This is a genomic window from uncultured Hymenobacter sp. (assembly GCF_964242765.1).
Taxonomy (GTDB): domain Bacteria; phylum Bacteroidota; class Bacteroidia; order Cytophagales; family Hymenobacteraceae; genus Hymenobacter.
In genome coordinates, this window is record NZ_CAXTBM010000058.1 from 1 (window position 1) to 14434 (window position 14434).

The 14434-nt window shown below is 51.6% G+C and carries 9 protein-coding genes; 5 read left to right on the forward strand and 4 right to left on the reverse strand.

What is annotated here, in order from left to right; all coding sequences use genetic code 11:
* Positions 1–224 precede the first annotated feature (224 nt).
* The 4 genes from ACFE7X_RS19795 to ACFE7X_RS19810 form a co-directional block, all read right to left on the reverse strand.
* The gene (locus ACFE7X_RS19795) at positions 225–3740 is read right to left on the reverse strand and encodes a carboxypeptidase regulatory-like domain-containing protein (protein WP_375437423.1); all 3516 of its coding nucleotides are present in this window, start codon (positions 3738–3740) and stop codon (positions 225–227) included.
* Between the two features lie 244 nt (positions 3741–3984).
* Positions 3985–4806: a DUF4397 domain-containing protein gene (locus ACFE7X_RS19800; RefSeq protein WP_375437424.1), complete on the reverse strand. Its 822-nt coding sequence runs from the start codon at positions 4804–4806 to the stop codon at positions 3985–3987.
* Positions 4807–4839: 33 nt separating this feature from the next.
* Positions 4840–8088 (reverse strand): carboxypeptidase regulatory-like domain-containing protein, encoded by a 3249-nt coding sequence (locus ACFE7X_RS19805; RefSeq protein WP_375437425.1) that lies wholly within the window; start codon positions 8086–8088, stop codon positions 4840–4842.
* Between the two features lie 505 nt (positions 8089–8593).
* Positions 8594–9202: a C40 family peptidase gene (locus ACFE7X_RS19810; protein ID WP_375437426.1), complete on the reverse strand. Its 609-nt coding sequence runs from the start codon at positions 9200–9202 to the stop codon at positions 8594–8596.
* 104 nt (positions 9203–9306) lie between these two features.
* On the opposite strand from ACFE7X_RS19810, the gene ACFE7X_RS19815 reads away from it, so the two are divergent.
* The 5 genes from ACFE7X_RS19815 (at position 9307) to paaB (ending at position 14423) form a co-directional block, all read left to right on the forward strand.
* Positions 9307–10728: an FAD-binding oxidoreductase gene (locus ACFE7X_RS19815; RefSeq protein WP_375437427.1), complete on the forward strand. Its 1422-nt coding sequence runs from the start codon at positions 9307–9309 to the stop codon at positions 10726–10728.
* A gap of 443 nt (positions 10729–11171) precedes the next feature.
* Positions 11172–11753, forward strand: a complete 582-nt coding sequence (locus ACFE7X_RS19820) for a TetR/AcrR family transcriptional regulator (RefSeq protein WP_375437428.1) — start codon at positions 11172–11174, stop codon at positions 11751–11753.
* 100 nt (positions 11754–11853) lie between these two features.
* Positions 11854–12930, forward strand: coding sequence for a 1,2-phenylacetyl-CoA epoxidase subunit PaaE (gene paaE / locus ACFE7X_RS19825; RefSeq protein WP_375437429.1), 1077 nt, complete (start codon positions 11854–11856; stop codon positions 12928–12930).
* A gap of 81 nt (positions 12931–13011) precedes the next feature.
* The gene (gene paaA, locus ACFE7X_RS19830; RefSeq protein ID WP_375437430.1) at positions 13012–13962 is read left to right on the forward strand and encodes a 1,2-phenylacetyl-CoA epoxidase subunit PaaA; all 951 of its coding nucleotides are present in this window, start codon (positions 13012–13014) and stop codon (positions 13960–13962) included.
* A gap of 173 nt (positions 13963–14135) precedes the next feature.
* Entirely contained in the window at positions 14136–14423 is a 288-nt protein-coding gene (paaB, locus tag ACFE7X_RS19835; protein ID WP_375437431.1) for a 1,2-phenylacetyl-CoA epoxidase subunit PaaB, read from the forward strand.
* The last annotated feature ends 11 nt before the right edge of the window (positions 14424–14434 follow it).

Sequence of the window (14434 nt, forward strand, 5' to 3'; positions counted from 1 at the left end):
ACCGATGACCTCTTGCATGCCATGCAAGCGCTCTAGCCAGCTGAGCTAATCCCCCGTTTTAGAATTCTCATCCGCCGGTTGCGTTTGAGTGGGACAAAAGTACGGTTGCTTTTGGAAACTGCAAGGCTAAGCACGAAAAAACCGTGAAATAAAAAGCAGATACACATAAAAAAAGTGGGTTGGCGCTAATGCCAACCCACTTTTTGAAAACCTAAACAACTGGCTTAGTTGAAGATGTAGCGCAAGCCAACCTGCCCCTGCCAGCGCGAGCCAATACCACCAGTATCATTGCGGAAGGTATTAGTTAAAACAGTTCCTGGAGTCACGACACCATCTGTAGCGCGAGTAGGATTCGTGAAGTAAGGGAACGTGTATACAGGCTGTGCTTGTGCATTGTAACCAGCAAACGTCAATGGATTAGTCCGATTGGCAGTCTGGAACACCCCCCAATCACTGTTGATGAGGTTACCGATATTGAATATATCAATGCTTAATTGCAAAGCGTTCCGATTCTCACCAATGTTGGTGAAAATATCCTGGAGCAAACGAGCATCCAAACGGTTTTGCCATGGACGGGTAGCTCCGTTGCGCTCAGCATATTCCCCACGGTGCTTGCTCAAGTATTTGTCCTGATTGATAAAGTTATCTAGATCAGCATATTGCTGAGCGGCCGTGTAGGTGAAAGCTTGAGGATTATTAGCAAAGAAGGAGATATCGCGCAGATTAATCTCACTCTGGTTACGTGGGATATACATCAGATCATTAGAGGTTTGGTTGTCGCCATTCATGTCACCTGAGTAGACGTACGAATAACGACCGGCTGGTGCTGCTTCATAGAACAACGAAATCGTAGTGCCCAAGTGGCCAAGATATTCTTTGCGGAACGAACCAGAAGCAATTACGCGGTGCTGCTGCAAGAATTGCGAATAGCTCAGCACGTTAGCGTTAGGATCACCAGAAATAGAACGGTCGCGCCAGATAGACTGTGCAATCGAGCCACCGTCGTTCACCGAGCGCGAGTCGGAATAGGTATACGCTGCGCTAATATAGAAACCGCTCGCAAATGACTTCTGCAGTTGGCCGGTTACGGCGTAGGAGTAGCCTTTGTTGGTGTTTTTCATCACGATGGCATCACTGATGTTGGGGCGCGCGGCCGTGTTACCACCCTGTGCAGCCGGAACTGAACCGTAGATCTGGTAGTTGCGGGTTGCCACCCGCAGATCAGCGTTTGGTGCAGCTTGAGCAGCACCAAACGTGTAGAAAATCGGCCGATTATCGGCACCGTTGGCGCGGGCAAGAGCAGATGACTCACTGCCAGGCAAGTTCACGTTCTGGTGGTAGACAGCGTTAAGGTCTTGCGTATAGAAGGCTTCCAAAGTACCAATAACACCACCTGGCAATACCTGATCAACAGCCAAGTTGGTCCGCCACACCTGGGGGAACTTGAAGTCGCGGTCAGTTACTGCCAGGTTGTACGCCGTGTTTGCTGTTGCATTCTGGGGGCGGTAAGCATCTACATCCGGATTGAAAGGATAGATAGAAGCATTAGGGTTCGTAACGACACCAGCTGCGTTGGTGGTTGCTACTGAGCCAGAGGTGCTGAATGAGCCGAATTGCAAGCCATTGTTGCTGGCTTGGTTGGAAAGCCATACGAAAGGAATCCGACCAGTGAAGATACCTGAGCCACCGCGTACCTGGGTTTTCTTATCGTCGTTCACATCCCAGTTGAAACCTACCCTGGGTGAGAACAGCACCGATTTCTTCGGCACGTTGCCTGTATTGATCTGTTCTCCATCCCGGAAAGTGAGCCCGGCTACGGCTGTGTTCTGCAACAGGTCTGAGGTGAGGAAAGGCAAGTCGGCGCGTACGCCGTAAATTACTTTCAGGTTATTGAATGGCGACCATTCGTCTTGGGCATACAAGCCAAGCTGTGCTGCTTTCAGTCCCACAACTGCGGATTGACCAGGAGTGGTGTACTGCAAGTTATAGCGCGCTGGACCTGGGCGAACAGCAGTAGCTGCAAGAGGCGTTACGCTAACATTGTTACGGTCGTAGGTAAAACCAGCCGAGGCATAGAAATCTTCGAGCGAGTTGAAGGAATAGTTGCCGTAGTAGTTCGGCGCAAAGCCGTTCTCGAACTTATAAAATTCGTTGTAAGTACCAAGGGTTACGTTATGCTTACCAAGATAGGCAGTGAAATTGTCGCCGATCTGATATACATCCGAGTTCAAAACGTTGAATGCCGTGAAAGGCTCATAACCGAACGAGGTCAGTGAGTTGGTAGCCGTGATACCAGCTAAAGCAGTACTTGTGGTGCTTGGTTCTCTTAAAGTTCCAATATCAACCAACGGGAACGGATTGCCACCAAGGCTCTCCCGGAAGTCACGGAAAGCGGAATATCCAGCTGTCAGGTTATTGGAATACTTGCCACCACCCAAGGTGCTGTTCAATTCAGCAATCAACGAATTCAGGTTGTTGTTGATAACGTAGTAAGACGAGGAGAACGGCAAGCCAAACTGCGACTGCGAACGTTGACCGGCAATAGCACCAGAAGTGCTCGGTGGAATATCTGCGTACGACTTCAAGTAGTTGTACTTGATATTGAAACGGTTGTTCTGATTGATGTTCCAGTCAACCTTGATTGTCGCTTTGTCGCTGTTTGAGCGCAATGTGTAATTTTCGTAAGCTCCTGGGTTATAGCCATACTGCTGCTGCAAGAAGGTACTCAGGAAATCTAGCTCGCGGGCGCTGGCTTGTGAAGTCTGCGAGCCGGCGGGCGGCGCAGTAGTTTCGCGGTTAGCCGTGAAGTTGCCCGAAGGTGGGTCGGTCCGACGCTCTTGCTCGGCATTCACAAAGAAGAACAGTTTGTCTTTAACAATTGGACCGCCAAAGCGGAAACCATAGTTCTTCAATTTAAAATCAGGGTAATCCTGTTTGAAATCGCCCACTTTGCTACCTACTAAGTTTTGGTCGCGGTAGAAGCCATAGACCGAACCCGAGAATTTGTTGGTGCCTGAACGAGTTACTACGTTGATGCCAGCTCCTGTGAATGAGCCCTGACGTACGTCGAAGGGAGCAATGCTTACCTGAATTTGGTCGATAGCATCAAGCGAGATAGGCTGCGCGCCGGCTTGCCCGCCCACTGTCGATGACAAGCCAAAGGCGTTATTGAAAATAGCACCGTCGATGGTGATATTGTTGAAGCCGCTATTACGTCCGCCAAAGCTCTGGCCGTTGGCCTGTGGTGTAAGGCGGGTGAAGTCATTGAGTGAACGGTTGAGCGTAGGCAGGCGCTCGATCTGTTCTCGCTGCACTGTGGTAGCAGCACCGGTACGGCCAGCATTGATTATTGGATCCTGACGGCCTGAAACAGTTACGCCTGCTAGTTCCGTTGTGGCCTCGCTCAGATTAATATCGAGGCGCAGGTTCTGGCCCAGGGTTAAAAAGATACCTTCCCGGGTAGCCTCTTTGTACCCTACAAAAGTAATGCGGATGGTGTAAGGCCCACCTACGCGCATGTTCTGGATGTTATAGCGGCCCTCCGAGTTGGTGGGCGCTACATACTGCGTGTTGGTAGGCGTATGCACGGCAATGATGGTGGCCCCAGGTAAGCCGGCGCCATCTTTGTCGGTAATCACGCCGTTCATAGCAGCGGTGGTAGTGCCTTGCGACCAGCCCTGCTGAGTCGAGAAGACCGCCAGAAGCAGGAAGAGAAGATGACGATAATAGGTGTTTCGCATGAAAAAGAGCATTAGTGAAATCTGAATACAAAAGTACCGCTCAACACAACTTCGCCCACGTTATTAAAATGTTATTAAGAAGATTTATTGAGTCCTTACGCTCTCTAATTGCATATTCTAGTTAAATAAAAGCTGAAAGTCGCGCCTGTATTCGTCTACTATAACATACAGAAGTACAGCAGATAACATAAAAAAAAGCGAGCAGAGAAAATCTCCGCTCGCTTTTTTATGCTTTATTCTATCCTTAATTGTGCTGTACCACCGAGATGCCCAACGGCGTAGTAGAGCTGCCAGCTATACCACGCACGTATAGTGTGTAGATTTTACCAGCTGCAAATGTAAACGAACGCTGAGTACCAACAATTGGAATTGCCGTTGCTGTTGCGCTACGCACGTTCAGGTCATAACTACCTTGAGCCACCTCCGTAAAGTTGGCAAAATTTACAAGTGCAGCACCAGTACCGACGGTTGGAACACGATATGCCCGCGTGGGGGCCGCCGAGAACAGCGAAGCAGTAGCAGTATAGATGCCATAGCTCACAGTACCAGAAGCAGGAGACCCTAAATTCACAAACCGAATCTTGGCATTAGTGGCTACTGTTGGCGCAGCTAGGTTATCCGTTAACACCAACGAACGAATACCACCTTGGTCAGTAGTACCAATAAAAGCACGGGTTGGTGGGTCGGTGAGGAATATTGTGTAGTTGGAACCACCTAGAAAAGCACTCCGCGCCACTAAAGACCGAGCCGGTGATCCGGCAGCCGCATTGCTCGGAATGTTAGTTGGCTCATTATAAATGAACAACCGCTGTCCGGCATTTACTGGCGTTAAAGCTGAAGCACTTAAATAAGGCAGAGCAGAACCGAAAGGAGTGTTGTCGAGTAGAACACTGGTTCCTGTTGCACCTGGAGCAGCGTTTACCACCAGCACACGAGCTTGCCCAACAGTAGACTCGGTAGCTGGAGTTGGAGTAGCGTATTCGGGCTCGTCGCAACCAGCCAGCACAGAAGCGACCGAAGCAGTCAGCGTCAGTTTGGTCAAAAACGAGGAAAGAGAAAATTTCATAAAACGAGACATTTATCGAAGCCGACTGACTGATTAAAACAGGTAACGAACACCAAATTGAGCCTGCCAACGCGAATTCAGCTGGCTGATTTGGTATGCCACAGTCGGAGCAGTATTAGTGTTAGCACCATAGCTGAAGGTTGGACGGCCGGTAGTGCCGTTTTCCAGACCCTGGTAACGCAACAACCCGTAGTTTCCGTTTGCTACAGAGTAGTCACGACCCCAGTCACTGTTCAACAAGCTGCCGATGTTGGTAACATCTACCGAAAGTTGAATGGTATGGTTCTTAGCGCCGATTTTCGTGTAAATATCCTGTAACAGACGAACGTCGATACGGTGCTGCCACGGAGTACGGGCACCGTTACGAGCAGCGTATTCGCCGCGGTGCTCGCGCAGGTAGTCGTCATTTTCGATGAATGTGTTCAACTCACCCCAAATCTGGTCGATGGTACGACGGTCGTTCGGACCATCCGTAATCAGCACGATTTCGCTCTGATTACGGGGAATGTAGATCAGGTCGTTGGAGCTTCCTGATGGGTTGCCCCCATCGTTGTTGATATCAGTACCGAAGTACGTATACGAGAAAGGAGAACCCGACTGTCCATTATAGATAGCCGAGAAGGTAGTAGCAAAGTGGTTGGCGTACTCCTTACGATACGAGAACGAACCAACTATACGATGGCGCAAATCGAAGCTCGAATACGAGAGTGGCAGATTGTTGGGGTTACCTGCATGCGGGTTGAATTCCCAGATAGAAACTGCCGTTGAGCTGGTACCTGAGTACAAGTCACGTGATTGGCCGTATGTGTAGGCCGCAGTGGCAAACAAGTTGGTAGTAACTTGATTTTTCAACTCACCTGTGATGCTGTACTGATAGCCTTTGCTGGTGTTGGTCAGCAAAATCACGTTGTTGAAATCACGCGTATTGCGGTAGCGAGCCGTACCAGTAGGATATACCGGACGGCCATCACCTAGCAGAACGGCTGTTGGATTCACCAAGTTGATATCCTGGGGCAATACGTCGTTCAATGTCTTGGAATAGATTCCTTCCAGTGTAGCAATGAAACCGGCTGGCAGACGGTAGTCAACAGCAAAGTTGGTACGCAGCAGTTGTGGATTGCGGAAGTCTTTATCGGTCACAGCAATACTGCCTTTAGCAGCGGTAGCTGGCGTACTAGCAATTCGGTCGCGCAGGGTGGTATAATTAGAGGTCAGTTCTAGGCCCGCACGGCTAGTGCTATTATTGGAATCAAAAGTCGCGAAGTCTCGGCCGGTGTTACCGTACTGATTGGAAATCCATACGTAAGCAGGACGACCCGTGAAGATGCCTGCTCCACCACGTACCTGAAAGCTCTGGTCTTTGCGCACGTCCCAGTTGAAACCGATACGGGGAGAAACCTGAACGCGGGCTTTTGGCGTACGATCTGTTTTCACATCATATGCATCGCCTATCGTAGCACTGCCTACGGCGAAGGTCGAATCAACGCGAGGGTTGTACGAAGGCTTGTCGAAATACACTGGCAAGTCGAGACGCACACCAGCCGTCAAGCGGAGGTTATCAAGGATGTTGTACTCGTCCTGGGCGTATACACCAAACTGCGCAGCCCCAAATTTGGCGGTAGGATTGCCCCCTGGTAAAGGGAAGTTCTGACGGTACCGGAAATTGGTGCCGGTAACTGTGTTAGTCAAGAAATCATTGATGCTCGGGAAGTCATAACGACCTTGTGTGCTTTGCACAAACAGGTTGTCGAAGCGGAAAATTTCGTTGTTCGTGCCGAAGGTGAAAACGTGTTTACCGGCGAAGACGTTGAAGTTGTCTGTGATTTCGAGAATGTCTTGATCCAAACTATTTGCAACCGAGCTAAACTCAGAACCAGCCGAGATAGTACCATTGCCAGCCGTAATGGTAATGGAAGGGAACAAGTCTCCTACCGTCGTACGGCTATCACGGATGGTTGAATAGCCTACCAACAAGTTGTTGGCGAAACGGTTGCCGAAGCGGCTTTTCAACTCAAGCACTGTCGAATTAGTCTTGCTTAGAAACTGGTAAGCGTTGTTTCCAAAGCGGAAGTTGGTCAAGCTACGCGAGATGTTGTCATCCGAGGCATCTACGAAGTTGTGACGCAGAGTAAGCTGGTGATCCTGGCTGATATTCCAGTCCAAGCGAGCAAAGGCTTTATTACTTTGCGTTTCAGCATTGATGTCTCCAATTGCGCCAGCGTTATAGCCGTATTCACCTAGCTTATTCGAAATAGATTGGAGATCTTCAGTGCTCACAAAAGTTAGCAGGTCAGAGCCAGTATTAGTCCGGATTTGCTCTGCTGTGCCTGTACGAAACAGCAATGGCGCTGTACGACGGGTGATTTCCCCGTTAACAAAGAAGAAAAGCTTGTCTTTGATGACTGGACCACCCAAACGGAAACCGGTCTGGTAGTCATTGAATTTAGCAAGTTTAGTGCGCACACCGTCAGCGTTTGCAGTTGGGCTTTTGCCAGCCGTGTTCTGATTGCGACCGAAGGCGAAAGCTGAACCCGAGAATTCGTTGGTACCTGAGCGGGTTACGGCATTGATACCGCCACCGCTAAAGCGCCCTTGACGCACGTCATAGGGCGCAATCACCACTTGAAATTCCTGGATAGCATCCAAAGAAATAGGTTGCGTGCCAGCCTGGCCACCAGGTGTGCCGGAGTTGCCCAAACCAAACAAGTCGTTGTTGGAGGCTCCGTCGATTTGGATATTGTTGAAACGACCATTACGGCCACTTATCGAGTTGCCGTTGGCTTGTGGGGTGAGGCGGGTGAAATCCTGGAAACTACGGGAGATAGTAGGCAGACGCTCGATTTGCTCGCGGCGTACTGTGGTAGCTGCACCAGTACGGCCAGCATTAATTACCGGGTCCTGGGTACCCGTTACGGTTACGCCAGCCAATTGTGTTGTGGTTTCGCTGAGGTTGAGGTCTAGGCGCAAGTTCTGGCCCAGGCTCAGGAAAACACCTTCCCGGCTAATATCCTGGTAGCCAACAAACGTTACCCGAACGGTGTAAGGACCACCGACACGCATGTTCGGAATATTGAAGCGACCTTCCGAATTGGTAGGAGCCACATACTGCGTATTGGTTGGGGTGTGTACGGCAATAACGGTTGCACCGGGCAAGCCGGCTCCCTCCTTGTCAGTAATCACACCATTCATGGCTGCCGTGGTGGTGCCCTGACTCCAACCAACGTGTGCCGACAGCAACGTCAATAGTAGAAAGAGGAAATGTCTGTAATATGTGTTTTTCATGAAAGAGTGATTGATGAAAACTGGGCACAAAAGTACCTACCCAATCAGTTTAAAACATACTATCACCAAGATTATTAATTAGATTTTTAAACATTATATATGATAAAACAAATATTTATAACCCCTTGCTATTCATTGATTTTTGAGAGCTAGGCAGGCTCAAACAAAAAGCTGAAGAAGTTTTTTTCGACTGTTCCTAAAAAATAATGAATTAATACACTGTTCAAACACGCAACCTTTTTGCAATTGCCGCTTTAGAAAAAGCGGGAAAAACTATATTGTCCTTGGCCACGGTTGATGGCGAAAGTAGCTAGCAACAGGAAAACCGTACGAACAATGAGGATACCGATGATTCCGGGCTGGAGCAATTCAACGGCATTATAACAACTGCCCATTGGTTGCCCTAGTTGCTAGTTAGTAGTTGTCCACATTATGGATGTTGACAACTACTTCGAATTGTGCTCTTCGATGGCGACTTTACACGTACTTTATAAAACTAGGTATTCTATAAGGGAGGTCGCACGGCCTTAATAAAGCGGCTCAAGTAATAATCCGTCTCCAAGCTGTTCTCTGTCACCCCTAACGAGCTGGAGGAATGGATAAACTGCACTCCTTCGGGCGTAGCTTCCGTCACGAGGCCCACATGGGTGATAGAGTTGCTACCCGGCGAACCACCAAAAAACAACAAATCCCCCACCTTCAAATCCTGCGGCTTTACTTGGTCGCCCCACAAGGCCTGCTCGTTGCTGGAACGCGGAATAGGCACATCGATGGCGGCAAAAGAAGCGCATAGCAGGCCCGAGCAATCCATGCCCAAGCGGGTAGTGCCACCATACTTATAAGGAGTGCCTTGGTAAGACCGGGCCGTTTCAATGACCATCACCATTTCACGGCTTGCGTTGAGGGGAGTACTGCGGCGCTTGGTTACAATTTTAGCTGTTCCTCTAGCCGTTGTCGCCTTGGCTTTCGACTTTCCAACTGCCACTCGGCCCCGGCGGTTGCGTTCGGCCGCTTTGATGCGGGCCATGTCGCGGGCCGAATAGTAACGGCCGTTACGGTAATTGACTTTCTTCGAGCCGCTGCAACTTGCCAACCAACTCAGTAGAATCAGCATCAATAACGGCCACCAAATACGTCTGTGCGCCGAATGATGTACCTTCGTCGTGTATTCTCGCATTGAGCCAAAGATACGCGAATCAGTCATAAGCTCTTCGAATTATGAATTTTCAATCCCTCACGCCCGAGTTGGTAGTAGCCTTTGAAGCTATTGTAGGGCCAACTCATGTTCTGACCGCGCAGCGCGCTGAGGCCGCCGCTACCGCCGACGCCTACGCCGACTACGGCCGCGACCACACCGAGGACTTGCACTACGCCCCGGATGTGGTGCTGCGCCCCGGTAACGCCGAGGAGATAGGAGAAATTATGCGCCTGTGCTATGAGCACCGCATTCCAGTCACGCCGCGCGGGGCTGGCACCGGCCTGAGCGGTGGGGCGTTGCCCATTCATCACGGCGTGGTACTGAGCACGGAGCGGCTGAACCGCATTCTGGAAATAGACGAGCGCAACCTGCAAGCCACTGTGGAGCCGGGCGTCATCAACGAGGCGTTTCAGAACGCGGTGAAGGAAGTCGGCTTGTTCTACCCACCCGATCCGGCCAGCAAGGGTAGCTGCACCCTGGGCGGCAACCTGGCCCACAGCAGTGGCGGCCCCAAGGCCGTGAAATACGGCACCACCCGCGACTACGTGCTGAACCTGCAAGTGGTACTGCCCACCGGCGACATCATTTGGACGGCGGCCAACACGCTAAAAAACTCCACTGGCTACAATCTCACGCAGCTACTAGTGGGCTCGGAGGGCACCTTAGGCATTATCACCAAAGTGGTATTTCGGCTCCTCCCCTATCCGCAACAAAACATCCTCATGCTGGTACCCTTCCGGCAGGTAGAGCAGGCAGCGGAGGCCGTTTCGGCCGTGTTCCGGGCCGGCATCATCCCATCGGGTATGGAGTTTATGGAACGCGAAGCCATTGCTTGGTCTTCCGACTACCTGAAAATCCCGCTTGCCTTGCCTGAAGACATCCATGCTCACTTACTGATCGAGCTCGACGGCCAGGACTTAGAGCAGCTCTACAAGGAAGCCGAACAGGTGTATGGGGTGTTGGAGCACTATGACGTAGGTGAAATTTTGTTGGCCGACAATGCGACGCAGAAAGACGAATTGTGGCGCATCCGCCGCAACATCGGTAATTCGGTGCGCTACAATTCCGTTTATAAAGAGGAGGATACCGTGGTACCCCGCGCCGAACTGCCCACGCTCTTGAAGGGCGTCAAGGAAATTGGGGCGCGGTACGGCTTCAAGAGCGTGTGCTACGGCCATGCCGGCGACGGCAATCTCCACGTCAACATCATCCGCGGCGACCTCAACGATGAGCAGTGGAATGTAGGGTTGCGTCAGCCGATTTCCGAGATATTTCAGCTGTGTGTGAAGCTCGGCGGCACCATTTCGGGTGAGCACGGCATTGGGCTCGTGCAGAAAGGCTACATCGGCATCGCCTTGCCAGATACCAACCTAGAGCTAATGCGCGGAATTAAGCGCGTATTTGATCCGGCGGGAATCTTGAACCCAGGCAAGATATTTTAAGGCTCACTTGCTTTGCGCCACAGTAGAATGCCCTGCCGGAATTTGCTCCTGGCGGGGCATTGCCTTTTTAGCTAGTTACGCTTTCAGCTTCTAGCACTGCGCTTACTGATTACTCGTTCAAGGTTATGTTTAAACCTGGCGTCAGTTGTCATTCCGAGCGAAACGAGGAATCTGAGTGTTTGTTCCTGCCAACAAAGCCAGATTCCTGGTTTCGCTCGGTCTGACAGAGAAGGTTTCCGCTCTTCCAACCATAGGCTATACAGCAATTTGCTACTAGGGCCTAGCCACCTTACTGTGATGAGAGGTGCGGTGAGCTTAAGAAACTAACGGCTATTAGTTTTTAAAGGCTAGTTTTGCCGGACCGCCGCTGGCATTCCTTTTCAGCGTGATGCGCGTAGAGCATTTGCGGAAGCGAAAACCACAGGCGCCAGCAGCAGTTACCTATGGCCAAACGAGGCAAAGTCAATCAGCGACAGCGCATTTTAGATGAAGCGGCAAAGCTTTTCAAAGAAAAAGGGTTTGCCGGCACTTCCATGCGCGATTTGGGCGGCGAGGTAGGCATGGAAGCCGCCAGCATGTACAATCATATCAGGTCGAAAGACGAGATTCTGGAGAGTATTTGCTTCTACGTATCCAACACCTACATCTCGCAACTAGCCGAGGTGGAAAAGATGGATGCCTCCTACACGAAAAAAGTGGAAACTCTGCTCCGGCGGCATGTGTACCTGATGTTGGAAGATGGCGCCGCCGTGTCGGTGGCCAACAACGACTGGAAGTACCTTACCGGCGACAAGCTCATCGAATTCAAACAAGCCCGCAAACGCTACGAGCAAGGCTTCGCAACCTTGATTGAATTAGGCATTGCGGCCGGAGAGCTACAGCCCGTCAACGTATCGGTGGCACTGTTCACCATGCTGTCGGCGGTGCGCTGGGTGGAGCTGTGGTACCGACCAGGCCGGGGCATATCGGCCGAAGACCTAGAGCGGAATATTATGACCATTCTTTTGAATGGCCTAGCAAAATAAATTTGGCTGCCAGCGGCGAGGCTAATTATCAGTTTGTTAACCGACTATAAACTGGAGCTTCCATCTCACGCCTACCAACCAGCATTTGATAACTCATTCGATGAGTCGTTTTCATAAAGTCAAAATCAAGCGTATTCAGCGGGAAACCTCCGATTGCGTCACCCTGGCCCTAGACGTGCCAGCCGAGTTGCGCGATACGTTCAAGTTTATCCAGGGGCAGTATCTCACGTTTCGGCGAGAGCACAACGGGGAGGAGTTGCGCCGCTCCTATTCCATATGCAGTAGTCCGCTTGATGGCGAGTGGCAAGTGGCTATCAAGAAAGTGCCAGAAGGACGTTTTTCGTCGTTGGCAGTCGAGAACTTGCGCGTGGGGGAAGAGTTGGAGGTGATGCCGCCCGCTGGCCGCTTCTACACCGAACTGCACCCAGCCAACGCCAAGCGGTACGTGGCTTTTGCGGCCGGCAGCGGCATCACGCCGGTGTTTTCCATTGTGAAAACCATTCTACTGACCGAACCCAATAGTGAAGTCACGCTGATTTATGGTAACCGGGGCCGCAACTCCATCATTTTCAAGGAAGCCATCGAGGCCCTGAAAAACAGGTTTCTGCAACGCCTTAGCGTCTACCACATTCTCAGCCGTGAGCAAGGCGATACCGATTTGCTTTTCGGCCGCATCGACGAGGCGAAAACGCAACAGTTCCTCGACAAGATTCTGCCCCCGAGCCAGATCGACGAGTGCTTTATCTGCGGCCCCGAGGAGATGATAAATGGCGTGCGCGCTGCCCTGACCACGGCCGGCGTAGCCCCCGAAAAGATTCATTTCGAGATGTTTACCTCGGCCGGCAGCAAGCACCAAGCTGGCCCGGTGAAAGGGCACGCCGTAGGCGAGGACAACAAGAAAAGTAAAGTAACCGCGAAGCTCGACGGCAGCACGCGCATTTTGGAGATGTCGTACTATGGCAATACCATTCTGGATGCTATGCTGGAAACGGGCGCTGATGCTCCCTACTCCTGCAAAAACGGCATGTGCAGCACCTGCCGCGCCCGCATAGTGGATGGCCAAGTTGAAATGGACGTAAATTATTCTTTATCAGACACCGAAGTAGCGAAAGGCTACGTGCTAACCTGCCAGGCCCGCCCAGTATCGGAGAAGGTAACCGTGGACTTCGACCAGTAGGTAGAGACCTGCCCCCAGTGAACTAACAGAAATTTCCTTACTTTTAACTAACGATTGTTAGTTAAACTTTGTTGAAGGTTCATGGAAACGGTAGAAATTAACCTTGAGGAGCAGTTTCAGGCCCGCATCGACGCGGACATCCGCATTGAGCCCAAAGACTGGATGCCTGATGCGTATCGCAAAACCCTGATTCGGCAGATTTCCCAACATGCTCATTCTGAGCTGGTAGGCATGCTACCGGAAGGCAATTGGATTACGCGCGCTCCGTCGTTGAAGCGCAAATCTATCCTGTTGGCCAAGGTGCAGGACGAAGCCGGCCATGGCCTCTACCTCTACAGCGCCGCCGAAACTTTGGGCGCCTCCCGTGACCAAATGCTGGCTGATCTGCATTCTGGCAAAGCCAAATATTCCAGTATTTTCAATTACCCTACCCTCTCGTGGGCCGACATGGGCTGCGTGGGCTGGCTGGTAGATGGAGCCGCCATCCTGAATCAAGTGCCGCTCTGCCGTACCTCATACGGGCCGTACGCTAGAGCCATGGTGCGGGTGTGCAAAGAAGAAAGTTTCCACCAGCGCCAGGGTTTCGAGGTGATGCAGACGCTGTGCGAAGGCACGCCGGTGCAAAAGGAAATGGCGCAGGAAGCGTTGAACCGCTGGTGGTGGCCCACGCTGATGATGTTTGGTCCGAAAGACGCTGAATCACCGAACACGGCGCAGTCGATGAACTGGCGCATCAAGCGTTTCACCAACGATGAGCTGCGCCAGAAGTTTGTGGATATGATGGTACCCCAGGCCGAGTTCTTGGGCTTAACCGTACCCGACCCCGCCCTGAAGTGGAACGAAGCCAAGAACGGCTACAACTTCGGCGACGTGGATTGGGAGGAGTTCTGGAACGTGGTGAAGGGCAATGGCATGTGCAACAAAGACCGACTTGGTGCCCGCATCAAAGCGCACGAAGAAGGTGCCTGGGTGCGCGAAGCCGCTTCAGCGCACGCAACCAAACGCAAGCAGCGCGAACAACAGGCCGCGTAGCTTGGAGAGAGGGCCTCACTCCCTAGCCCCCTCTTCAAAAGAGAAGGGAACTAGCTGCTAATTTTCTAATTCTACTACTCAATCACCCCTCTTTTAAAACTAGCTCTAGTACTAGTAGCTAATTCCCCTCTCTTTTGGAAAGGGGGCTAAGGGGTGAGGTCACCCGCCAAAACATGAACCAATCAGAATGGCCGCTGTGGGAGGTATTCATCCGCAGTAAACAAGGCCTCGACCACAAGCACGTCGGCAGCTTGCACGCCGCCGATGCCACTATGGCCATCCAAAACGCCCGCGACGTGTACACGCGCCGGCTGGAAGGCGTCAGCATCTGGGTTGTTGAATCCAAGCATGTGCACGCCTCCAACCCCGACGACTCCGCCGCTTTCTTCGACCCGGCCAACGACAAGGTATATCGGCACCCGACGTTCTACGAAGTGCCCGATTCTATCAAGCACATGTAACCCTACCCCGC